19 protein-coding genes are annotated in these 25,949 nt (G+C 31.7%); 16 read left to right on the top strand and 3 right to left on the bottom strand.

Going from position 1 to position 25,949, the window contains the following annotated elements; genetic code table 11:
- From speE to rpoC, 4 genes are all read left to right on the top strand, one after another.
- The gene (gene speE / locus O0R46_RS00545) at positions 1-855 is read left to right on the top strand and encodes a polyamine aminopropyltransferase (protein ID WP_269311671.1); all 855 of its coding nucleotides are present in this window, start codon (positions 1-3) and stop codon (positions 853-855) included.
- Entirely contained in the window at positions 848-1,690 is an 843-nt protein-coding gene (speB, locus tag O0R46_RS00550; RefSeq protein WP_269311672.1) for an agmatinase, read from the top strand. Before speE ends, speB begins: the two co-directional genes overlap by 8 nt.
- A 413-nt stretch (positions 1,691-2,103) precedes the next feature.
- Entirely contained in the window at positions 2,104-5,853 is a 3,750-nt protein-coding gene (gene rpoB, locus O0R46_RS00555; RefSeq protein WP_269311673.1) for a DNA-directed RNA polymerase subunit beta, read from the top strand.
- Between the two features lie 75 nt (positions 5,854-5,928).
- A complete protein-coding gene (rpoC, locus tag O0R46_RS00560; RefSeq protein WP_269311674.1) occupies positions 5,929-9,462 on the top strand; it encodes a DNA-directed RNA polymerase subunit beta' in 3,534 nt (1,177 codons plus the stop codon).
- A gap of 204 nt (positions 9,463-9,666) precedes the next feature.
- Here rpoC and O0R46_RS00565 read toward each other — a convergent pair whose 3' ends face one another.
- Positions 9,667-11,073 (bottom strand): cell wall-binding repeat-containing protein, encoded by a 1,407-nt coding sequence (locus O0R46_RS00565; RefSeq protein WP_269311675.1) that lies wholly within the window; start codon positions 11,071-11,073, stop codon positions 9,667-9,669.
- Positions 11,074-11,565: 492 nt separating this feature from the next.
- Between O0R46_RS00565 and pyrF the strand changes: the two genes are divergently transcribed.
- From pyrF to O0R46_RS00585, 4 genes are all read left to right on the top strand, one after another.
- Entirely contained in the window at positions 11,566-12,288 is a 723-nt protein-coding gene (pyrF, locus tag O0R46_RS00570) for an orotidine-5'-phosphate decarboxylase (RefSeq protein ID WP_269311676.1), read from the top strand.
- 9 nt (positions 12,289-12,297) lie between these two features.
- Positions 12,298-13,347 carry a glutamine-hydrolyzing carbamoyl-phosphate synthase small subunit gene (carA, locus tag O0R46_RS00575; RefSeq protein WP_269311677.1) on the top strand — a complete coding sequence of 350 codons (1,050 nt, stop codon included), beginning with the start codon at positions 12,298-12,300 and terminating at the stop codon, positions 13,345-13,347.
- 32 nt (positions 13,348-13,379) lie between these two features.
- Complete coding sequence (carB, locus tag O0R46_RS00580; RefSeq protein WP_269311678.1) at positions 13,380-16,592, top strand: carbamoyl-phosphate synthase large subunit; 3,213 nt, start codon at positions 13,380-13,382, stop codon at positions 16,590-16,592.
- Between the two features lie 166 nt (positions 16,593-16,758).
- Positions 16,759-17,316: a hypothetical protein gene (locus O0R46_RS00585; protein ID WP_269311679.1), complete on the top strand. Its 558-nt coding sequence runs from the start codon at positions 16,759-16,761 to the stop codon at positions 17,314-17,316.
- Positions 17,317-17,400: 84 nt separating this feature from the next.
- On the opposite strand, the gene O0R46_RS00590 is transcribed toward O0R46_RS00585, so the two are convergent.
- Entirely contained in the window at positions 17,401-17,967 is a 567-nt protein-coding gene (locus O0R46_RS00590) for a hydrolase (protein WP_269311680.1), read from the bottom strand.
- A gap of 430 nt (positions 17,968-18,397) precedes the next feature.
- Between O0R46_RS00590 and cysK the strand changes: the two genes are divergently transcribed.
- From cysK to O0R46_RS00615, 5 genes are all read left to right on the top strand, one after another.
- Positions 18,398-19,285 carry a cysteine synthase A gene (gene cysK, locus O0R46_RS00595; protein WP_269311681.1) on the top strand — a complete coding sequence of 296 codons (888 nt, stop codon included), beginning with the start codon at positions 18,398-18,400 and terminating at the stop codon, positions 19,283-19,285.
- Between the two features lie 23 nt (positions 19,286-19,308).
- A complete protein-coding gene (gene epsC, locus O0R46_RS00600; protein ID WP_269311682.1) occupies positions 19,309-19,905 on the top strand; it encodes a serine O-acetyltransferase EpsC in 597 nt (198 codons plus the stop codon).
- A gap of 172 nt (positions 19,906-20,077) precedes the next feature.
- On the top strand, positions 20,078-20,509 hold the full coding sequence (locus O0R46_RS00605; protein WP_269311683.1) for a GtrA family protein: 432 nt from the start codon (positions 20,078-20,080) through the stop codon (positions 20,507-20,509).
- Positions 20,510-21,871, top strand: a complete 1,362-nt coding sequence (locus O0R46_RS00610) for a DUF3329 domain-containing protein (RefSeq protein ID WP_269311684.1) — start codon at positions 20,510-20,512, stop codon at positions 21,869-21,871.
- A gap of 23 nt (positions 21,872-21,894) precedes the next feature.
- A complete protein-coding gene (locus O0R46_RS00615; RefSeq protein ID WP_269311685.1) occupies positions 21,895-22,851 on the top strand; it encodes a glycosyltransferase family 2 protein in 957 nt (318 codons plus the stop codon).
- A 43-nt stretch (positions 22,852-22,894) separates the two neighbouring features.
- Here O0R46_RS00615 and O0R46_RS00620 read toward each other — a convergent pair whose 3' ends face one another.
- On the bottom strand, positions 22,895-23,365 hold the full coding sequence (locus tag O0R46_RS00620; protein WP_269311686.1) for a DUF1700 domain-containing protein: 471 nt from the start codon (positions 23,363-23,365) through the stop codon (positions 22,895-22,897).
- Positions 23,366-23,590: 225 nt separating this feature from the next.
- Here O0R46_RS00620 and O0R46_RS00625 point away from each other — a divergent pair, with 225 nt between their 5' ends.
- From O0R46_RS00625 to O0R46_RS00635, 3 genes are read left to right on the top strand one after another with little or no spacing between them, the layout of a single operon-like run.
- A complete protein-coding gene (locus tag O0R46_RS00625; RefSeq protein WP_269311687.1) occupies positions 23,591-24,460 on the top strand; it encodes a class I SAM-dependent methyltransferase in 870 nt (289 codons plus the stop codon).
- Positions 24,461-24,469: 9 nt separating this feature from the next.
- Positions 24,470-25,153: an RluA family pseudouridine synthase gene (locus O0R46_RS00630; protein WP_269311688.1), complete on the top strand. Its 684-nt coding sequence runs from the start codon at positions 24,470-24,472 to the stop codon at positions 25,151-25,153.
- 8 nt (positions 25,154-25,161) lie between these two features.
- Positions 25,162-25,878 (top strand): peptide arginase family protein, encoded by a 717-nt coding sequence (locus O0R46_RS00635; RefSeq protein ID WP_269311689.1) that lies wholly within the window; start codon positions 25,162-25,164, stop codon positions 25,876-25,878.
- Positions 25,879-25,949: the final 71 nt, after the last annotated feature.

The raw sequence follows: 25,949 nt of genomic DNA on the forward strand, positions 1-25,949 counted from the left end.
ATGGAATTATGGTATAGTGAAATGCATACTGAGGATGTTAAATTTTCTATTAGAATAAAAGAGCAATTATTGGCTGATAAGAGTCAGTTTCAGCAAATAGATGTATTTGAATCAAATGAATTTGGTAGATTTTTTACTTTAGACGGTTTGATTATGGTGACTGAAAAAGATGAATTTATTTATCATGATATGATTGTACATGTGCCTATGGCTACAAATCCAAACATTAAAAATGTACTTGTGATAGGAGCTGGCGATGGTGGCACAGTGCGTGAACTATCAAGATATAAATCAATAGAAAAAATAGATGTGGTTGAAATTGATAAGTTGGTAGTGGATGTATGTTTGGAATATTTTCCAAATACATCAGTAGGATTCAAAGATCCTAGAGTAGAATTATTTTACGAGGATGGTTTAAAATTTGTAAGAAATAAAGGAAGTAAATATGACTTAATTATAGTGGATAGTACTGATCCATTTGGACCTGGTGAAGGACTTTTTACAAAGGAATTTTATGGAAACTGTTATAAGGCGCTTACTGAGGATGGAATATTGGTAAACCAGCATGAAAGTCCTTATTATTCTTCTTATGCTAAATCTATGCAGAGAGCTCATAAGCGAATCAACGAATTTTTCCCAATAGCTAGAGTCTATCAGGCTCATATACCTACATACCCATCAGGTCATTGGCTATTTGGATTTGCGAGTAAAAAATATGATCCATTAGAATTTGATTCTAAAAAATGGAATGAATTAGGTTTAAAAACTAGATATTATAATACTAACTTACATACTGCTTGTTTTGCACTTCCTAATTATGTAATAGATTTTCTTGAGGAGTCAAAAAATGATTAAGGCTAACCCCGCTTTTATGGCTTGTGATACAGATTATGAAGATGCAAAAATAGTTATTTTTGGAGCTCCATTTGATGGAACAGTGAGTTATAGACCAGGAACTAGATTTGCCAGTGCAGAGGTAAGAAAAGAAAGCTACGGTATAGAATCGTATTCACCATTTTTACAAAAAGATTTAGAAGAAAAGAATATTTGTGATATTGGAGACTTAGATTTACCCTTTGGAAATGCGAGAAGAGCTCTTGATGAGATTTATAAAAATACAAAAATGATAATAACAGATTCAAAAACTCCTCTGATGATAGGTGGTGAACACCTAGTAACATTAGGGTGTGTAGAAGCTGTATATGAAAAATATCCAGATTTGTGTATACTTCATCTAGATGCACATGCAGATTTAAGAGAGGATTATCTAGGAGAAAAATTATCTCATGCATCGGTGATTAGGAGATGCTATGAGTTAATAGGGGATGGAAAAATATTTCAGTTAGGTATACGTTCAATGACAAAAGATGAAGATTTATTTGCGCAAAAACATACATATCAGTGTAAATACAATCTCTCAAAACTTGATGAATATCTAGAGATTATAGGAAATAGGCCTCTTTATATTACAATAGATTTAGATGTATTAGATCCGGCATTTTTCCCAGGAACGGGAACGCCAGAACCCTGTGGAATAAGTTCTATAGACTTGATAAATGCTATACATAAATTTTCAGGACTTAATATAGTAGCTATAGATGTAAATGAATTATCACCTCACTATGACCATAGTGGTGTATCTACTATTACAGCTTGTAAGATGATTAGAGAATTATTGTTAACTATATAATCTTCATTATAAAACAAGGAATCCCAGCAAAAAGCTGGGATTCCTTGTTTTATAGGTGAGCACAAATAAAATAGTTATAAATATAAAATTGATTAAAAGTAATGGACAAAATAATAAATGGAATTTATTAAGATAAAGAAAAATATGTGGAAAAATATTATAAAAAATATAAAGATATTGTATACACGCTATTGAAAACTTGATTGACAAGTGGTATAATAATATACTGCTTATAATGTATAAGTACGCGTATTTTTCAAATGAATACGCTTTAATATTGAATATTTGCGGTTAATAAAGTGGGCTTGAGAGGATAAATTTCTGTTGCATTTAATTATCTAAAACAAGGTGGATTTTTAATCGTAGATCTCATAAATTAACAAATGCAATAAAAATTTAATTTAGTGAGGTGAATGTTAGTGGTACCATATCCAGTCACGATTGGAAAAAGAAACAGAATGAGCTTTTCCAAGATAAAGGAAACAGCTGAGATGCCAAACCTTATTGAGATTCAAGTAGAATCATACAAATGGTTTTTGGAACAAGGTTTAAAAGAAGTGTTTACAGACATATCTCCAATAGAGGATTATACAGGAAATCTAATATTAGAATTTGTTGATTATTCACTTGATGAAAAACCAAAATATGACATTGAAGAATGTAAAGAAAGAGATACTACATATTGCGCGCCATTAAAAGTTAAAGTAAGGCTAATAAATAAAGAAACTGGCGAAATCAAAGAGCAAGAAGTTTTCATGGGTGATTTCCCTCTAATGACAGATAGAGGAACATTCATAATAAACGGTGCAGAAAGAGTTATAGTTTCACAGTTGGTTAGATCACCAGGTGTGTACTATTCAGAAGAAAGAGATAAAACAGGTAGCAGACTAATATCATCAACAGTAATACCTAATAGAGGTGCCTGGTTAGAATATGAAACAGATGCATCTGGAGTAATATCTGTACGAGTTGATAGGACTAGAAAGCAGCCAGTTACTGTACTACTTAGAGCATTGGGAATAGGAACTGATGCAGAGATACTAGAACTTTTAGGAGATGATGATAGACTAAGAGCCACTCTAGAAAAAGATAATACCACTAATGTAGAAGAAGGTTTAGTTGAAATATACAAGAAACTTAGACCAGGTGAGCCTCCAACAGTTGATAGTGCATCTTCATTATTAAATGCATTATTCTTTGATCCAAAGAGGTATGACCTAGCAAAGGTTGGTAGATATAAGTTCAATAAGAAACTTGCCCTTTGTTATAGAATAATGGACAAGATAGCATCTAGAGATGTGGTAAATTCTGAAACTGGAGAAGTATTTGTAAAAGAAGGAGAAAAGATTTCTCTAGATGTAGCTAGACAGATTCAAAATTCGGGAATAAATGCCGTTTGGATTCAAATAGATGAAGAACATGAAGTAAAAGTTATAGGAAATAACTTTGTAGATATCAAGTCTCATATAAGCTTTGATATAGAAGATTTAGAAATAAAAGAAAATGTTCATTATCCAACTTTAAAGGAAATACTTGAAAAGTACGATGATGAAGATGAAATAAAAGAAGTAATAAAGACAAATATCAAAACTCTAGTACCAAAGCATATATTATTAGATGATATAATAGCATCTATTAATTATGAGTTTAATCTATTCTATATAATAGATGGTAAGGATAGAGTAGGTAATATAGATGATATAGACCATCTAGGAAATAGAAGAATCAGATGTGTAGGAGAATTACTACAGAATCAGGTTCGTATAGGATTTTCTAGAATGGAAAGAGTAATAAAAGAAAGAATGACTGTTCAGGATATGGATACAATAACTCCGCAGGCGCTTGTAAACATTAGACCTGTATCAGCGGCTATTAAAGAGTTCTTTGGTAGTTCACAGCTTTCTCAGTTCATGGATCAGACTAACCCTCTATCAGAACTTACTCACAAGAGAAGATTATCAGCACTAGGACCTGGTGGACTTTCAAGAGAAAGAGCAGGATTTGAAGTGCGTGATGTTCACCATTCACACTATGGTAGAATGTGCCCTATAGAAACTCCAGAAGGACCAAATATAGGTCTTATAAACTCATTATCTACATTTGCTAAGATTAATGAATATGGATTTATAGAATCACCTTATAGAAAATATGATAAGGTAAATAAGAGAGTTACAGATGAAATACATTATTTAACAGCTGATGAAGAAGATTTGTTTGTAAGAGCTCAGGCCAATGAACCACTTGACGAAGAAGGACATTTCGTAAACCACAGAGTGATCTGTAGAACTGTACTAGGTGCAGTTGAATTGGTTTCAGAAGATAGAGTTGATTACATGGATATATCACCTAAGCAGGTTGTATCTGTAGCCACAGCTATGATACCATTCTTGGAAAATGACGATGCCAATAGAGCCCTAATGGGATCAAACATGCAGCGTCAAGCAGTTCCACTAGTAAGAAGAGAAGCACCAGTAATTGGTACTGGTATTGAATATAGAGCAGCAAAGGACTCAGGAGCCGTTGTTGTAGCTAGAAATTCTGGTATAGTAGACAGAGTTTCAGCTGATGAAATTATAATAAAGAAAGATAATGGAGATAAGGATAGATATAAATTACTTAAGTTTAAGAGATCAAACTCAGGTACTTGTGTAAATCAGACTCCAATAGTAAGCAAAAATGAAGTTGTAAAGGCAGGAGACGTTATAGCTGATGGTCCAGCCACTGATCTTGGGGAAATAGCATTAGGTAGAAACTGTCTAATAGCATTCATGACTTGGGAAGGTTACAACTATGAAGATGCTGTACTAATTAATGAGAGACTAGTAAAGGAAGATAGACTTTCTACAATTCATATAGAAGAATATGAATGTGAAGCTAGGGATACTAAGCTAGGACCAGAAGAAATAACAAGAGATATACCTAATGTGGGTGAAAATGCCATTAAGAATCTTGATGATAGAGGTATTATAAGAATAGGTGCTGAAGTTGATTCAGGAGATATACTAGTAGGTAAGGTTACTCCAAAGGGAGAAACTGAACTTACAGCTGAAGAGAGATTACTTAGAGCTATATTTGGTGAAAAAGCTAGAGAAGTAAGAGACACTTCATTAAAGGTTCCACATGGTGAATCTGGTATAATAGTCGATATTAGAATATTTACTAGAGAAAATGGAGATGATTTATCGCCAGGTGTAAATGAACTAGTAAGATGTTATATAGCTAAGAAGAGAAAGATAAAAGTCGGAGATAAAATGGCTGGACGTCATGGTAACAAGGGTGTTATCTCAAGAGTCCTTCCTGAAGAGGATATGCCATTTATGGAAGATGGAACACCTATGGATATAGTACTTAATCCACAGGGTATACCTTCTCGTATGAATATCGGTCAGGTACTTGAAGTACATTTAGGTTTAGCAGCTAAGAAGCTAGGATGGCATGTTGCTACATCAGTATTTGACGGAGCCAACGAATATGACATCATGGATGCTCTTGAAGAAGCTGGTTACCCAAGAGATGGTAAATTACAGTTATTTGATGGTAGAACAGGAGAAACTTTCGATAATAGAATCACAGTAGGTTATATGTACTACCTGAAGCTACACCACTTAGTTGATGATAAGCTACATGCAAGAAGTACAGGACCATACTCACTAGTTACTCAGCAGCCACTAGGTGGTAAGGCTCAGTTCGGTGGACAGAGATTCGGAGAAATGGAAGTTTGGGCTCTTGAAGCATATGGTGCATCTCATATTCTTCAGGAAATATTAACAGTTAAGTCAGATGATGTTAAGGGTAGAGTTGAAACTTACGAAGCAATAGTAAAGGGTGAAAATATACCAGAACCAGGAATGCCAGAATCATTCAGAGTACTGATGAAGGAATTACAATCACTTTGTCTAGATGTAAGTGCATTAGACAATGAAGGATTAGCAATAGATATAAAAGAATCAGTTGACGAAGAAGTATCTGATGACTTTAAAATCGAAAGCATAGTTCCAGAAGATATAGAAAGTACTCATGTGATTGAAGAAGTGGACGATCAAGACGCTATAATCGAAGACGAAGAAATGGATGAAGATGAAGTTAACTTTATTGAAGAAATAGATGAAGATGACGCTGATTTTGATCAATTCGAAGATGATTTTGAAGATGACGAATTTTAGGTAGTAGGCAAAGGGTAAAAGTAAATAGCAAAAAGCTATAATATATATTAGTATCAAAAGAAGGGAGAGAACTCCTTGTTTGAATTAAACAATTTTGAGTCGATAAAGATAGGTTTAGCTTCACCAGAAAAGATTAGACAGTGGTCAAGAGGAGAAGTAAAAAAACCAGAAACAATTAACTATAGAACATTAAAGCCAGAGAAAGATGGTCTATTTTGTGAACGAATATTTGGACCAACTAAGGATTGGGAATGCCACTGTGGTAAATACAGAAGAGTAAGATATAAAGGTGTAGTTTGCGACAGATGTGGTGTTGAAGTAACAAAGGCAAAAGTAAGAAGAGAAAGAATGGGACATATAGAGCTAGCAGCTCCTATGTCACATATCTGGTATTTCAAGGGTATACCTTCAAGAATGGGGCTATTATTGGATATGTCACCAAGATCTCTTGAAAAAGTACTTTATTTTGCTTCCTATGTAGTAACAGATGCAGGGGATACAGGGCTTTCTTACAAGCAAGTGCTTACTGAAAGAGAATATAGAAGTGCTGTTGAAAAGTATGGATATAGTTTTGAAGTGGGTATTGGTGCAGAAGCTGTAAAGAAATTATTAGAAAATATAGATCTTGAAGCTGAATCAGCAGAACTTAGAGAAAATCTTAAGGATGCTACTGGTCAAAAGAGAATAAGAACTATAAGAAGATTAGAAGTTGTAGAAGCTTTTAAGAAATCAGGAAATAAACCTGAATGGATGATACTTGAAGCAATTCCAGTAATTCCTCCAGATTTAAGACCAATGGTTCAGTTGGATGGTGGTAGATTTGCCACTTCTGACTTAAATGATCTTTACAGAAGAGTTATAAATAGAAATAACAGATTAAAGAGACTACTTGAATTAGGAGCTCCGGAAATAATTGTTAGAAATGAAAAGAGAATGCTACAGGAAGCTGTAGATGCTCTAATAGATAATGGTAGAAGAGGTAGACCAGTAACTGGTCCAGGAAATAGACCTCTTAAGTCACTTTCAGATATGTTAAAAGGTAAGCAAGGTCGTTTCAGACAGAACTTACTTGGTAAGAGAGTTGACTACTCTGGACGTTCAGTTATCGTTGTTGGTCCAGAACTTAAATTCTATCAGTGTGGTCTTCCAAAGAAGATGGCACTTGAATTATTTAAGCCATTTGTAATGGATAAGTTAGTTGAGAGAGGATATGCTCACAATATAAAGAGCGCAAAAACTATAGTAGAAAAGGTAAAACCAGAAGTATGGGATGTTCTAGAAGAAGTAATCAAGAGCCATCCAGTTCTACTTAACCGTGCACCGACTCTACATAGACTTGGTATACAGGCGTTTGAACCAATCTTGGTTGAAGGTAAGGCTATAAAGCTTCACCCACTTGTTTGTACAGCATATAATGCCGACTTTGACGGTGACCAGATGGCTGTTCACGTTCCTTTATCAGTAGAAGCACAGGCAGAAGCAAGATATCTAATGCTTTCAGTAAATAATATATTAGCGCCAAAAGATGGTGCTCCAATAACTACTCCTTCACAGGATATGGTTCTTGGTTCATATTATTTAACAATAGAAGCACAAGAAGGTGCAAAGGGAACAGGATCAATATTCAAAGATTACAATGAACTATTATTAGCTTATTATAATCATGCCGTAGAATTACATGCTATGGTTAAACTAAAAGTTACTCTTGAAGATGGAAGAAACTCAATAGTTGAATCTACAGTTGGTAGATTTATATTCAATGAAGGAATACCTCAAGATTTAGGATTTGTAAATAGAGAAGAGGATCCATTTGGACTAGAAGTTGATTTCCTAGCTGATAAAAAATCTCTAGGAAAAATAATAGATAAGTGTTTTAGAAAACATGGAAATACAAAGACTGCAGAACTATTAGACTATGTTAAGTCTATGGGTTACAAGTATTCAACAGTAGGTGGTATAACAGTTGCCGTAGCAGATATGGATATACCAGAAGCTAAATATGAATACATCAAGAAGGCAGAGGAATTAGTTGACAAGTATGAAAAGGCATTTAGAAGAGGTCTTATTTCAGATGAAGAAAGATATGAAAAGGTAATTGAAACTTGGACAATAACAACTGAAAAAGTTACAGATGCTCTAATGGATGGACTAGATAGAATGAATAATATATTCATAATGGCACATTCAGGAGCCAGAGGTTCTAAGAATCAGATAAGACAGCTTGCAGGTATGCGTGGACTTATGGCCAATGCATCAGGACAAACAGTTGAAATACCAGTTAAATCTAATTTCCGTGAAGGTTTATCCGTAATGGAATACTTTACTTCATCACATGGTGCCAGAAAAGGACTTGCCGATACAGCTCTACGTACAGCCGATTCAGGTTATTTGACAAGAAGACTTGTTGATGTCAGCCAGGATGTTATAGTAAGAGATGTTGATTGTGGTACTACAGAAACAACTGAGGTATTTGCAATCAAGGATGGAAATGAAGTAATAGAAGAAATTAGAGATAGAATTATTGGTAGATACACTATAGATCCAATTGTTGATCCTAAAACTGGTGAAGTTTTAGTTGAAGCAGATCAGATGATACAAGAAGATCAGGCAGATAGTATTGTTGAAGCTGGTATTGAAACAGTTCATATTAGAACAGTTCTTAATTGTAAGACTGAACATGGTGTATGTGCTAAGTGCTATGGTAGAAACCTTGCAACTGGTAAGTCAGTTAACATAGGTGAAGCTGTAGGTATAATAGCAGCTCAGTCAATCGGTGAGCCGGGAACTCAGCTTACAATGCGTACATTCCATACAGGTGGTGTAGCCGGTGGAGATATTACTCAGGGTCTTCCTAGAGTTGAGGAGCTTTTCGAAGCTCGTAAGCCAAAGGGACTTGCAGTAATCACTGAAATATCTGGTAAAGTAGAAATAGATGAATCAGCTAAGAGAAAAGAAGTAATAGTAACATCTGAAGATGGACAATCTGAAGCATATCAGATACCATATGGCTCAAGACTAAGAGTAAAGGATGGAGCTTTTGTTAAGGCTGGAGATCCACTTACTCAGGGTTCTATAAATCCACATGATATAGTTAGAGTTAACGGAATCGGTGGAGTTCAGGACTATATAGTTAAGGAAGTTCAGAGAGTTTATAGATTACAGGGTGTTGATATCAATGATAAGCATATAGAAGTAATAGTTAGACAGATGTTGTCTAAGGTTAAGGTTGAAGATCCAGGGGATACAGATTTATTACCGGGTGGTTATGAAGATGTATTAAATTACAATAAGTGTAATGAGGAAGCAATTTCTAAAGGTTTAAGACCAGCTAATGCTAAGAGAGTATTACTTGGTATTACTAAGGCTTCTCTTGCTACTGATTCATTCTTATCGGCAGCTTCATTCCAGGAAACTACTAGAGTGCTTACAGATGCAGCTATTAAGGGTAAAGAAGATCACTTGATAGGCCTAAAAGAAAATGTAATACTTGGTAAATTGATACCAGCAGGTACAGGTATGAAAAAATACAGAAATATAGCTATAGAAAAAGAAGAAATAGAATCTGAGTACGATATAGATACAGAAGATTTTGATGTAGAAGAATTTTAATATATTATAAAAATGACGTGGAGATTTATCTCCACGTCATTTTTAGATTATTATTCAAATAATTTATTTTTTTTTCTGAAATTTATGGCTAAAAAAATGAATTAATATTTATAATATAAAAAAAACAGCAAGCTCAACACAATTGATGTATCAGACTTAGCTGTTTTTTATATTTTATATTACATATATAGATAAAAATTCAAGTTATCTTACTCTAACGCTGTAGATATTCCTACCTGTTAGGCTAGTATAGTATTTATTTAACTGATTTTTATATTCTGCCGATTCGTATCCTAGGTATACTCTTGCAAAAGCATTAAAATCTCTACAATTATTATAAGCTTTGTTGGTAGCTATATTTTTTATACCAGCTTCTATACCAGCTTCTATAGTAGGATATGTAGAACGTCCAGCTCTATTCCATAAAACAGACATAGGGTTATTTGTATGCCTAATATATCTACCAAACCCTGTTTCAGCTCCCATAATACTTACCATTAAAGCGGGATCCTGCTTATATTTATTAGACAAGTCGATAATAAACTGTCCTTTTCCTGTACAAGGACCTTTTAGCACAGCATTTAATTTAGCAGCTGTTACACCAGATGGATTATTTGATTGTACAACTACTGGTTTTGAAGCTGGGGGGTTAGGCTTATAAGAATATGTAGTAGGCTTTACCGCAGGTTTATTTATAAGTTTTGGCATAGCCTTTATTTCCTGTATAATTCCACTTGGAAGCTGACCTCCTAATAAATAAGCACTTTTAGCACTAACTGCATATTTAGCTTGTCCATCGGTAAAATAAGTTTGTGATTTATCAACTATCATGCTTGCTGTTTTGGATTTGTTAGCAATAACTATATTTAATGCTGATAGTGCATCTGGGAAGTCATTTCCTAAACTAACAGCTATATTTTCAGGCACACCAAGCTCATTATTAATTGCTTGAGATGTAGTATATCTATCACCACCAAAAAGTCTTTTTCCACCATTTTGATGAACTGAATTTGTGCCACCAAAAGTATATGCTATTGATAGGCCACTTGCATTATAGGGCATAGATCCATCTACCAATTTAAGACCATACTGTTTGTTTGAAAGTAGCCCTATTGATGAAAGAGCATCTGGGAAATTTCTACCGTCAGCAACCCCTACAGTTTTATATCCTGTTTTCTTTAATGTTTCCATATTAGTCTCATATCTACCTATGCCAGATATTCTTTCTATTTTTACATTATTCATTAATGCATAATCATTAATTTGATTAATAGCAAGTCCATTCAAAGAAGATGGACCACCTACTATAAAAATATTGTCAGGCTGCTTATTTTTTATAAAATTGGATAAATCAGTATCTTTAGATACTAGTATCAATTTAGTTTTGTACCAAGATGCTATATTATAAGCTGATAATGCATCAGCATAAGAATCTCCACTAGCAATTGTGATTGCTTTACTATCCATCATATCTGAGGACTTAATTGAAGTTTGAGCTCTGTCAACTCCACTATATATACTTGTTGGCATAGCATTAGAACTAAGTACACTACCAGCAAACATCACTGCACTTAATAAACTTACATTTAATATTTTATTTCTTAATTTCATTTTCATCTCCTAACATAATTTAACTTAAAAATAACAATTATTAAATTATAACACAAAATGAATAATTTATGAAGTGAAATTATTCATTGTGGAAGAAGTGATGAATAATTAAATTCAATATTTAGACAATAACTATATGATAATTAATTGAAAACTTAATGGTTTTATTTACAATTATATAGAGAGGTTAATGCTTGATGAAAAAATATTTTACAAATGCTCTTATAAAATTATTGTAATCAAAAAAAATATATGATATTATATTTATTAACGTAAGCAGGGAGTTCGTACAGAGATGCGATAGCTTATAAAAAAATTGATTAAGTCTTTTAAGCTGGTCCAGAGAGACTAGTAAGGATACGACCTGATAGGTTCGGGCAAATAATGATTCTACAAGTCTATTTGTCTATATTAATATAAGTATATTATCCTTATACCTCTGGTATAAGGATTTTTTTATACACAAAAGTCTTAATCGGACAGGAGAACAGAATGGCAATAGGTAAAGAGAAATTAATAGTAGCAATTGACACAGACGATTATGAAAAGGCGGTAAGACTGATAGATTCTCTTGAAGAAAGTGTAGAAATATACAAGGTTGGATTGGAGAATTATATAGCATCTAAAGGAAAGACGGTAGATTATTTAAAAGAAAAGAAAAAGAAAATATTCTTGGATTTAAAATTTCATGATATACCAAATACGATGAAATCAGCTGTAAAAGCAGCCGTAAGAGATGGTGTTTGGATGATAACTATACATGTTTCAGATATGGAATCTATGAGACAATGCGCTCAAGTGGCAAAAGAAGAAGCTTCTAGATTAAATATTGAAAAACCATTAATAGTTGGGGTCACGGTTCTTACATCTATAAGCAATGAAGATTTGCATGATATAGGTTGCTTAGGAAATACAGAAGAAATAGCAATAAAAAGAGCTAAATTAGCTAAAGCGGCTTGTCTTGACGGAGTGGTTTGTTCAGCTAGAGAAGTAGGAAAAATTGTGGATGCCTGTGGAGAAGATTTTATGACAGTATGTCCAGGAATTAGACCAAATAAATCAGATATTGGCGACCAAAAAAGGGTAGTCACACCTAGTGAGGCAGTAAAAAATGGTGCAAAGGTAATAGTAGTAGGTAGACCGATTACACAAGCTCAAAATCCTGTCTTAGCAGCAGAGCAAATAGTAGAAGAAATAGATTCAGTATTTATGTAGGAGGTCAATATGAAGGGAAGATTAATTTTAGAGGATGGAACAATTTTTGAAGGTAATGCTTTTGGATATATAGAAGACAGTGTTGGAGAGGTAGTATTCAATACCTCGATGACAGGATACCAAGAAGTACTTACAGACCCATCATATTATGGACAGATAGTTACAATGACATATCCATTGATAGGAAATTATGGAATTAACCTAGAAGATAAGGAATCTGAAGGTGTAAAGGTAAGTGGTTTTATAGTAAGAGAAAAAAGCGATTTGCCATCAAATTTTAGATGCGAAATGGATTTAGAAACTTACTTAAAGCAAAGCAAGGTAATAGCTTTGGAGGGTATAGATACAAGGGCTCTTACAAAACTTCTAAGAAATAAAGGAACTATGAAAGGAATTATTACTACAGAACATAAAAGGTTAGAAGATATAAAAGCCAATTTAGATAAATTTGATAATAGTCAAGCTGTTAGAATAGTTGGAAGAAAAGAAATTGAACACATAGCTGGTACAGGTAAAAAAATAGCTATAATAGATTTTGGAGTAAAGACAAATATAATAAGGAATTTTGCAAAAAGAAACTGTGATATCAGCATTTTTCCAGCTCAAGCTAAATCTGAAGAAATACTGGCTATAAACCCAGATTTAATATTCTTATCAAACGGACCTGGAGATCCAGCAGATTTACAAGATATAGTAGAGACAGTAAAAAAATTAATAGGAAAAAAACCTATAGTAGGTATATGTTTAGGTCATCAAATACTAGCCATAGCTTTGGGAGGAAAGACAGATAAGCTAAAGTTTGGTCATAGAGGTGGCAATCATCCAGTTAAAGATTTTGAAGAAGGTAGAATATTTATAACATCCCAAAATCATGGTTATTACGTAAGCCAAGTTCCACAAGATATGGAAGTTACTCAAATAAATTTAAATGATAACACAGTAGAAGGAATGAGACACAGAAATTTACCAATATATTGTGTTCAATACCATCCTGAAGCTTGCCCAGGACCACTGGATAGTGAATATGTATTTGACAAATTCTTAGAATTAGCTGAGTAAATATTGATTAGTATTTGTAAAGGAGAGGAAATATGCCTAAGATAGATAGTATAAAGAAAACATTAGTATTAGGATCTGGACCAATTATTATAGGGCAAGCTGCAGAATTTGATTATTCAGGAACACAGGCTTGCCAAGCTTTAAAAGAAGAAGGAATAGAGGTAGTTCTTATAAATTCTAATCCAGCTACTATTATGACAGATCAGGAAATAGCAGACCATATTTATATAGAACCCCTAACATTAGATTTTATAGAAAAGATAATTGATAAAGAGAGACCAGATAGTCTATTAGCTGGAATGGGTGGTCAGACTGGATTAAATTTGGCGGTTGAACTATATGAAGCTGGAATTTTAGAAAAATATGGAGTGAAAATAATAGGAACATCAGTGGAGTCCATCAAAAAAGGCGAAGATAGAGATACCTTTAGAGATGTTATGAATGAAATAGGTCAGCCGGTAATAGAAAGTGATATAGTTACTACTATAGAAGAGGGATTAACTTATGCAAAAGTTATAGGTTTTCCTGTAGTTGTAAGACCTGCTTATACACTAGGAGGAACTGGTGGAGGTATAGCAGAAGATGAAACAGAACTTAGAGAAATACTAACACATGGTCTTCAGTTAAGCCCAGTTACTCAATGTCTACTTGAAAAAAGTATAAAAGGATGGAAAGAAATAGAGTATGAAGTAATGAGAGACTCAAATGGAAATTGTATTACAGTATGTAATATGGAAAATGTAGATCCAGTTGGAGTACATACAGGAGATTCTATAGTGGTAGCACCTAGTCAGACATTATCAAATGTAGAATATCAAATGCTTAGAACAGCATCTTTAGATATAATAAATGCAATAGGTGTTGAAGGAGGATGTAATGTTCAAATAGCTTTAAATCCTGAATCTATGGAATATGCAATAATAGAAATAAATCCTAGAGTGTCTAGATCATCAGCACTAGCATCTAAAGCAACTGGATATCCAATAGCAAAAGTTGCAGCTAAAATAGCACTTGGATATACTCTTGATGAGATAGAAAATGCAGTTACTAAGAAAACAAATGCATGCTTTGAGCCTACACTAGACTATGTAGTAGTAAAAATACCAAAATGGCCATTTGATAAATTTAAAAAAGCGAATAGAAAACTTGGAACAAAGATGATGGCTACAGGCGAAATAATGAGTATAGGATCAAACTTTGAAGCAGCATTTTTAAAAGGAATAAGATCTCTTGAAACAGGAAAATTTTCATTAGTTCATAAAGCATCTGAACTAAAGTCCCTATCAGAGTTAAAGAAGAGCATAGTAGTGCCAGATGATGAAAGAATTTTTGACCTAGCAGAAATGATTAGAAGAGGTTACAAGATAGAGATGATATCTCATATTACTGGTATGGATGAATGGTTCCTTAATAAGTTTAAATGGATAGTAGATCAAGAAGAAAAGCTAAAAGCCATGAAAATAGAAGACCTAAATAAGGAATATCTACTTGAGTTAAAGAAAAAAGGATTTTCAGATAAGGGCATAGGAGACCTAATGAAAATAGATTCAGAAAATATAGTAGAACTTAGAAAATTATATGGAATTCAGCCAGCTTACAAAATGGTCGACACATGTGGTGGAGAATTTGATGCCTTGTCGCCTTATTATTATTCTACATATGAGCAGTTTGATGAGGTAGAAGTAAGTGACAAGAAAAAGATAATAGTACTTGGTTCAGGTCCTATTAGAATAGGGCAAGGAATTGAATTTGATTACTGCTCAGTTCATTCTATTATGGCTCTTAGAAAAATGGGAATAGAAACTATAATCATAAATAATAATCCGGAAACTGTAAGTACGGATTTTGATACATCAGACAAATTGTATTTTGAACCTTTGACAGAGGAAGAAGTTTTAAATATAATTGAAAAAGAAAGACCAGAAGGAGTTATATTACAATTTGGAGGTCAGACTGCTATAAAACTTGCAAAGTTCCTTCACGAAAAAAATATAAATATCTTAGGAACAGATTTCAATGATATAGATGCTGCGGAAGATAGAGAAAAATTTGAAGAATTACTAGAAAAACTAAATATAAATAGGCCTAAAGGTAAGGGTATTTGGTCAGTAGAAGAAGGTTTGGAAGTGGCAAAAGAATTAGGTTTTCCAGTACTTGTTAGGCCATCATATGTACTAGGTGGACAGGGAATGGAAATAACTTATGATGAAATAAGGCTAACTCAATACCTAGAAGATGCTTTTGAAAGAGATTCTCTAAATCCAGTACTAATAGACAAATACCTAACAGGTAGAGAAATAGAAGTAGATGCTATATGTGATGGTAAGGATATTTTAATACCCGGTATAATGGAACACCTTGAAAGGGCAGGGGTTCACTCAGGCGATAGTATTACTATGTATCCAAGCCAGTCTATATCTCAAAAGATAAAAGAAAAAATATATGAGTATACAAAGCTTATGGCAAGGAATTTAAATGTTATAGGTATGGTAAATATTCAGTTTATTGAGTATAAAGAAGATCTATATATAATAGAAGTAAACCCTAGAGCAAGCCGTACAGTGCCATACATTTCAAAGGTGAGTGGAGTACCTATTATAGACTTAGCAACTAAGTGTATGTTAGGTCATAAACTGGAAGACTTAGGATATGGAACAGGAGTATACAAGACACCAAAGTACGTATGTGTAAAAGTACCAGTATTTTCTATGTCAAAATTATCAAGGGTTGAAGTAAGCTTAGGTCCGGAAATGAAATCAACAGGAGAGGTACTAGGTGTAGGAGAAAGCTTAGAAGAAGCTTTATATAAAGGATTCTTGGCATCGGGTCAAAGAGTATCTGACAAAAATAAAAAAGTTTTAGCAACAATAAATAATAATGATAAGGAAGAATTTATTGAGATAGCTAAAATAATGAATGAGCAAGGTTACACATTTGTAGCGACTGAAGGTACAGCAAAATCTTTAAGTAAATCAGGTATTGAATGTGAAGTGGTAAATAGGGTGGAAGAACCTAGGCCTAATATACTTGATGTAATCAGAAATAAGCAAGTGGATATAATAGTAAATACTCCTACAAAAGGTAATGATTCTACAAGAGACGGTTTTAAAATAAGAAGAACCGCAATAGAATTTCAAACGGAGATAATGACATCTTTGGATACATTAAAAGCAATGGTTGCAGTCAATAGAAAACATGTGAATTCAGATTTAATGAAAGTATATGCGCTTGACGAAATAAAATAAAATATATAGTAAGTAGATTTTAAAATACAAAATTTGATATTAGATTAAAGCTAGCATTATAATAATAAAATGCTAGCTTTTGTGTTATTTAACGCAAAAACAATATGTATTTAACACATCTAAAAAAAAAGAATGTTATTATATATATAATTTTATAGGAGGTAGTATGTTAAAAGATAAAGGAATAGTAAATTTAATTTTAGCAATAGCATTAATAATCTTAGTCCTTGCTATTGGCATTTATATAAAAAGTGATAAATTACGTAATAGTAATATCAAAGAAAACACCAGTGATTCAAATTCTAGTGTAATAGTTGATTATAATAGATGGTATTCTTTGGATTTAAAAAAAGAATTTAAGAATATATTATTGGCAAAGAGAAATACTAATATAACAGGACCAATGGCTGTAGAGTTTTATTACAAAAATGATAAATATAAGAATAAAATAGCCACTATAAAGTCTGTACAACCTAAAGATTGGAAATTTTCTGGCTATAGAAAGATAATAGGGGTACTGGACAAAAATGGTAAGGAAAGGATATTATTTTTGGAATACAATAATGAAGAAATGGATAAAATGAGCCGAAGCGAAAGAAATTTAGTAAAAAGATCAATATTATCAACAATAAAAGATGATATAAAAGCAATAGATGGAACAACGATACAAAACGAACAAGAATATGATGAGAAGATTCAGAATGAACTAGAAAATATCAAATAATTGTACTCATAAAAAGTATCCTCCATTTAAGAAAAATATTGTGGAGGATGTTTTTTATTGTTGTATTTTTAATTATACAGTAATTTAAGCTTGTTGAGATTCCATTTCTTTCATAGCATTAAGTGTTTCTGATAGAAGTTCATCTAACTCCCAACCTAAATTTTCAGCACCTTGTTTTATTACATCTCTTGAACAACCTGCTGCAAATTTTTTATCTTTAAATTTCTTTTTTAGTGATTTTAATTCCATATCTGATACACTTTTTGAGGGTCTCATTAATGCAGCTGCGCCAATAATACCGGTTAATTCATCACTAGCGAATAATATCTTTTCCATTTGTTTTTCAGGTTTTACAGTAGATCCTGTCATACCATAACCATGACAAATGGTCGAATCTATTATAGATTGATCAAGTCCTTCATCTTTCATTATTTCTACCTGTTTTACACAATGTTCATCTGGATATTCTTCAAAATCTAAATCGTGTAATAAGCCTACAATCTGCCAAAAGTCTACATTTTCTGGATCATATTTTTTTGCAAAATATCTCATCACATAACCTACTGTTTCACCATGTTGGATGTGAAAAGGTTCCTTGTTATATTTTTTTAGAATATCCAATGCCTGTTCATAAGTTGGTATTGTTCCCATATAAATCACTCTCCCTTTTTATGATTATAATATAAATTTATTTGATATACTATAATTTTGAGCAAATTTATCTAATAATTTAAAATATTCCATAAAAATAAAGTGTAAAATTTGACTTTTATATTTAAAAAAATGCAATTATTTTAGTGTTTAAGTAAATATATAAAAAATTAGATATTTTAGTTGACAAAGAATAAAATATAATATAAAATAAGTTTAATTCCTAGTAAAATGATAGGAATTAAACTTATTTTAGTAATATATAAGAAAAGGAGATGTTTAAATGATGTTTTTACAATTAGAAAAATATAATATTAGATCATTTGGAGGCGTTTCCTGCTGTTGTTGTTGCTGTTAATAGAAATATTTTAATTTAGGTAAAAGTAAATAAATTTTGAGTGACAATAACAGTAGATAAGGAGTATTTAAAATGAAGAATAATGTTATAGAATTAATTGGGAATACACCATTGGTAAATGTCTCAAATATAAATAAAAATGTATATGTAAAGTTAGAAAATAAAAATCCAGGTGGTTCTATTAAGGATAGAGCTGTAATGGGAATGATTTTAGGTATGGAAGAAAGAGGAGAATTAAAGCCAGGAGATAAAATTGTAGAAGCTACGAGTGGTAATACAGGCATAGCTACTGCGATGATAGGTAAAAATAGAGGTTACGGCGTAACAATAATAATGCCAGAATCTATGAGCCAAGAAAGAAGAGCTTTAGTAAAGGCTTATGGAGCTGAATTAATACTTACACCAGCGGCTAATGGTATGCAGGGAACAATAGATAAGATGGATGAACTGCTTGATACCAATGAATACAAATCTTTGGGACAGTTCAACAATCCAGATAATCCAAAATATCATTATCAGACAACTGGACCTGAAATATATGAAGATCTGCAAGATGTAGATATATTTGTAGCTGGTATAGGAACAGGTGGTACTGTCAGTGGAATAGGAAAATACCTAAAGGAAAAAAATTCGAGCATTAAGATATACGGTGTTGAACCTGAAAGCTCAGCACTTATAAATACAGGTAAAGCAGGAACACATAAGATACAGGGTATAGGTGCAAACTTTATACCAGAAAATTTTGACAAAGACTTGGTCGAAGAAGTTCTAACAATTAGTGATCAGCAGGCTTTTGATATGGCTAGACAAGTAGCTGTAAAAGAAGGAATTTTATTAGGTATTTCAGCAGGTGCCAATATTGCAGCAGCAAAAATGTTAGCAGAAAAATATCCAGATCAAAAAGTTGTGACTGTAGCCCCAGATGGAGCAGAAAAATACATGTCAATGAATCTATTTTAAGTAGTTTTATTGGGGGTTGAGATATGAAAATGATTAAAAATATAGACTTTATATTGGAAAATGATCCAGCAGCAGGTGGAGGAAAAATTAAGTTTTTTAATAGACTAAAAGTATTTATTATATATCCTTCAGTACATGCTTTAATTGGGCATAGTGTATCACATGCATTGAGCAATATGGGATTAAAGTTTTTGGCTAGACTTAACTCACAAATAATGAGATTTTTTACTGGAATAGAAATACATCCAGGTGCTAAAATAGGACATAGTATAATGATAGATCATGGTATGGGTGTAGTAATTGGTGAGACAGCAGAAGTTGGAAATAGAGTTATTTTGTATCAAGGTGTTACTCTAGGAGGAACAGGAAATCATACAGGAAAAAGACACCCAACTATAGGCGATGGTGTTTTTATAGGTTCAGGTGCAAAAGTATTAGGTCCAGTAACACTGGGAAACAATGTAAAGGTTGGAGCCAATAGTGTAGTGCTAAGAGATATACCGGCAAATTCAACTGTAGTTGGAATACCAGGTAAGATAGTCAAAACAAAGAATGAAAAAATAAACTCAAAAGTTATTGAATTGGATTCTGTAGTAGGATCAGAAATGTACTATATATAAATTACATTAGAAAAATATAAAACAAATTTAAATATTATCATCAAAAAAGTTCAAGTTTTACTTGGACTTTTTTAGTTATGTTTAACTAAAGCGTAGACAATCACAGAACTATTAATTTTATCTAAAATATGATATTATAAAGTAGAAAATAATTTAGATAAGGAAAGAAAAAATGAATTTTAAAGAAAATAAATCTCAATATATGAAAATCATGTATGAGTTAATTAAGTATGGTGCTGTAGCGGTTGTATCAGCAATCATAGATTTTGGAATATTTAAATTGATGATAGATTATCTAAAGGGATATAGTACATCTAAGGAAATATGGATAGCAACTATAGTTGCCAGATCAATATCCTCGTTTATTAACTACATGCTAAATAAGAATTTTGTATTTAAAGAAAATAAAGATATAAAAAGTACAATTTTTTCTTACTATGGCTTGTGTATATTCCAGATGTTATGTTCCGGATTTTTTGTCGGTAAATTGACTATATATGTAGGGTTAAAACCGATTATTTCTAAATTAATAGTAGATTGTACAATATTTATTATTAATTTTATTATACAAAAAATGTTTATTTTTAATAGAAAGAGGTGCTAAATGAAAAAAGAAAAAAATATAATAAATTTAGGCGCAATAATCTCAATATCTTTTATTTTAGCTTTTATGTACATGCTAAATAGATATACAACATATGTTGCAGATGATTTTAATAATATGTTTATTGATGCAACTAGAAGGATATCTTCTATTTCTGATATTGTTGAGACTCAAATACTGAGGTATCATGATACCAATGGGAGAACTGTGGCTCATACAATTGTACAACTTCAATTACTACTATTTAATAAAACACAAATTGAAATTTTAAATACCATTGGTTTTGGAATTTTTATTTACTTAACATATTCAATGTCAAGAATAAGTGATCATATAGATAGTAACTCATTTATATATAAGAAAGAGCTTTCATCTTTTATCTTAATTTTATTATGTTTTTTTATGTTTTGGAAATTTACACCTGTATTCGGACAAGACTTTTTATGGATTATAGGCACTGCAAACTATATGTGGACTAGTATATTGGTATTATTAAGCCTGATAATAGCTAGAAGAATAGCGATGAAAGGTGGTGTAAAAAGAAATGTATTTATTACATTTATAGGAATCATTCTTTCATTTTTATCTGGGTGGACTAATGAAAATTCTGTACCAGCCTTTATGTTTGTATTGTTATATTATATTATCAAAACAAAAAGAGAAAAATATGATGGTTTCTTAGACCTTATTTTAATGTTTACATCTTCTCTTATAGGGTTTGTTTTGATGATTTTTGCTCCAGGTAACTTTGTAAGACTAGGAGCTTTTCCAGAGTCGCCATATTTTATACCAAGAATGTTAAATAGATTTGATAAAATGTTCTTATACTTTAAGGAATTACTTGTAGTTTTGACTATTCTTGCAATTATATTTTTATTATTACATAGAATTTTAAACTGGAGAAATAATTTGGAAATTGAAATATTTTTCTTAGCTGGTGTAGGTGCATATATGGCTATGATAATGTCTCCTACATTTCCAGCTAGAGCCATGATAAGTACGGTTTATTATTTCATAATGGTTATATTATTAAGTCTGTCATATTTAAGGGAAAAAAATATATATGCTTTTTTAATAATTTCACTAGGAATGATGATATATTCAGGAATATATTTTGGACAGACATACCCAGATGCTATAAAAGCAAATATTACTTATCATAAACAATATTTTGGAAGAGAAAGCAATATATTAGATAAAAAGAAGAAAGGTAAGCTAGAAAATATAGAAGTAACAGCTTTACCTGCAGAAAATAAATATATGCCAGCATACAAACTTGGAGAAGTTAGTAAAGACAAGGAGTTTTGGATAAATAAATCTTTAGATAGATATTATGGCGTTAAATCTATAGTTTTAAAGTAGTCTTGGTATAAGAGGGGGAGAATATGCTTTTATCACTTGTAGTGCCTTGTTATAATGAAGAAGATATAATAGAAAAATTTTATAAAATTACATCTCAATATGTAAGAGAAAATAAACATATAAATGATTATGAGTTCGTATTTATAAATGATGGTTCTAAAGATAGGACTTTAGAAAAATTGAAAAAAATAAATAGTTTTGATAAAAAAGCAAGATATGTATCATTTTCAAGAAATTTTGGTAAAGAGGCAGCTATATATTCTGGTCTCCAACACTCAAAAGGCGATTTGATAGTACTAATGGATGCTGACCTTCAGCATCCTCCATATCTATTAGAAGAGATGTCAAGAAAAATCGTTGAGGAATCTTATGATAGTGTAGGTGCCGTAAGAGCAGATAGGAAAGGTGAAAATAAAATAAGAGCATATTTATCTAAAAAGTTTTACACTTTTATAAATTCTATATCAGATGTTAAAATGGAAGCCAATTCTACAGACTATAGAATGATGACAAGACAGTTTGTAGATTCGGTTCTTAGCCTAAGTGAATATAATAGATTCACAAAAGGGATATTCTCGTGGGTCGGGTATAATAATGCCACGATAAAATATGAAAATGTGGAGAGGGAATTAGGTGAAAGTAAATGGAATTTTTTCAAGCTTCTTAAATACTCTATGGAAGGAATAATATCATTTTCTACAGTTCCATTAATGATTTCAAGTTTGTTGGGATTTTTGTTATGCTTTTTCTCAATACTTATATTTTTGATATTTATAATTAAGTATTTTGTTTTTGGTGAAATAGTAAAGGGATTTTTAACACTTATCTGTTCTATATTCCTATTGGGTGGAGTACAGTTATTAAGTATAGGGGTATTAGGACAGTACTTATCTAAAGCATACTTAGAAGTAAAAAATAGACCAGTGTATATAGTAAAAGAAAGTTCAGATATAAATGAAAAAAATAAAAAATATATATAAACATAAAAGCAGTCACTTTTACAAAAGGGACTGCTTTTATACGTTAATCTCCTGAAAATAATAACTTAATAATTATCAGTAAAATAATACCTAATACTTTTAAAATTGTAAAATTACTGTTTTTATCAGATTTTTTAGGGTCAGTAGACTTAATTTTTTTAGAATTTTTTATCATAGTGTAATTTTTACCATGATTTCTGCTATTAAAAACATCCCTCAGGTTACTTGTAGATGAGTCAGTAGTTTCTATTTTGTTTAAGATACTAATTATCTTATTGGATTTTATCTTCTTACTGTAGTCATTCCTCTCAAAACCAAATCTTTTAGAATAAGATTTAGCAATACTCTCTATACTACCAATTTCATTTATAATATCAAAATCACTTTTTCCCCTAGCTCTTCCAATATCAAATTTAATGGCAATTTCTGATACTATTTGATTTACAATTTCTTTTGATCCTCCTAGACTAAGCATCCTAGTTTGTAACATTTTTAAAAAACTGGTTTTGCCCATAAAATCCCCCTATACAAAATATATCTTAACCCTATATTAAATTAATTAAGTATAATATACTCTATATATTATCTGCTTGCAAGATAAATATAATTAATTTAATTAGTAAAAATAATATGTTTCTTGTAGATAAAATATTATTTACCTAAAAGGAGTAAGTTAAGCTAATTCTGTGTTATAATATTAATATTTGAAACAAAGATTATATTTTATAAAGGAGATAAGATGTTATTATTAGCAGATAGATGGAATGAATATGAGCTTTTAGATATGGGAAATGGAGAAAAGTTAGAAAGATGGGGAGACTATGTATTAAGACGACCAGACCCACAGGTTATATGGCCTTTTGCAAAAGAATGGTCGCTTTGGAAAAATCCTCATGGACACTATCATAGAAGTGATAAAGGTGGTGGAAGCTGGGAAGTGAAGAAGCCTTATCCAGAACAGTGGTTGATAAATTATGGACCACTTACTTTTAAAATAAGGCCTACAGGATTCAAACATACGGGTTTATTTCCAGAGCAAGCAGCAAATTGGGATTGGATGATGGAAAAAATAAAAAGAGCAAAAAGACCAATAAAGGTTTTAAATTTATTTGCATATACAGGAGGAGCTAGTGTAGCTTGTGCATATGCAGGTGCAGAAGTTTGTCATGTGGACGCTGCCAAGGGTATGGTAAATTGGGCAAAAGAAAATTTGGAAGCATCCGGACTAAAAGATAGAAAAGTAAGATTTATAGTTGATGATGTTGTAAAATTTGTAGAAAGAGAAATTAGAAGAGGTAATAAGTACGATGCCATTATAATGGACCCACCTTCATACGGAAGAGGTCCAAAAGGAGAAGTTTGGAAAATAGAAGAAAAACTTTTTGAATTTGTAAATTTATGTATGCAAGTGCTATCAGATAATCCTCTATTTTTCTTAATAAACTCATATACAACAGGATTTTCACCTATAGTACTTGAAAATGTATTAGAATCCACTATAGAGAAAAAAATAAAAGGTGGAAAAATATATGCAGGAGAAGTAGGTATACCAGCTTCAAGAAATGGTATGATTCTACCATGTGGTATATTTGGTAGATGGGAAAAGTAAGGTGAAACAATGGATTTAAAGGTTATTTACGAAGACAATCATTTATTAGTAGTTGAAAAACCAGTAAATGTATTATCTCAGTCAGATAATACTGGTGAAATTGATATGATTAGTTTGTGTAAGGATTATATAAAAGAAAAATACAATAAACCTGGCAATGTTTTTATTGGGCTAGTGCATAGACTAGATAGACCAGTTGGAGGAGTAATGATATTTGCAAGAACTTCAAAGGCTGCTTCTAGACTATCTAATCAAGTTAGAACTAGAAAAATAAGTAAATCATACAGGGCCGTTATTGTAGGTAAATGTGAAAAATCTGGGGATTATGTTGATTATTTATTCAAAGATAAGTCTAAAAATATGGTTAAGGTTGTGGATAAAAATTACAAAGGTGGAAAAGAGGCAAAATTATCTTATAGACTACTAGATAGTCAGTATTCAGATAAAATTAAAATGACATTGTCTTTAGTTAATATAGACTTGCACACCGGTAGATCTCATCAAATAAGAGTACAGTTTTCATCTAGAAAAAATCCTCTATTTGGTGATCAGAGATATTCAAAATACGCAATAGTTGGACAGCAAATAGGATTATGGTCTTATAAAATGCAAGTTGATCATCCAACTACAAAGGAAAGAATGACATTTATTTCTGAACCTCCAGATATATATCCATGGAATATTTTTAAATAGGTAATATTATGAGTGCAAAAAAATTTAATTATGGAGGCTTTTTTATAAAAGAAGCTGTTGGAAACAACGCATTTTCCTATGATGAAAGAGAAAATAAAAAAATTTATGTGCCAGAATTAATAGAAGCAAATTTAAGTGATGTTAAATTGGGGAATATGCCATCGTTCATAGAGATTGAAGATGGAGTAGAAAATATATGTACAGGGCTCGAGTATATGTACAAAATTGTAGAAGATAAATATTCAGCCAAGCAAATATACTTATTCGACAACCACAATCAATCTTTTTATTTCTGGTGCAAGGCTTTAAATGAAAATTTTATAAATAAAGGTTTAAAACTATTGCATGTAGACCAGCATAAAGATACTAGACCAGCAGAAAACTATGAAGTAGATATAAGCAATATGAATGAAGTAAATAGATATACAAATGAAGTTCTAAATGTTGGATCTTTTATTGATCCAGCTATGAAATTGGGCATATTTTCAGAGTTATTTATAGTAGATTCTACTTATACACTTAGAAATATAGTAAAAGGACCATATGTATTAGATTTAGATTTAGATTTTTTCTCAATAGATATGGATTATATAGATTATGATGAAAAAATAGAAAGAGTAAGGGAATATATAGGTGAAGCTAGCTTGATTACTATTGCTACCAGCCCTTATTTTATAGAGCAAGAAAGAGCAATTAAGGCTCTAAATGACTTGTTATTAATATAGTTACCACTAGAAAAAAAATCGCATTTATGCTATTATTACTAGGTACAAATAGATTGAATAAAAATCATGTT

The sequence above is a fragment of the Peptostreptococcus equinus genome (genome assembly GCF_027125355.1).
In the GTDB taxonomy this organism is placed as follows: Bacteria; Bacillota; Clostridia; order Peptostreptococcales; family Peptostreptococcaceae; genus Peptostreptococcus; species Peptostreptococcus equinus.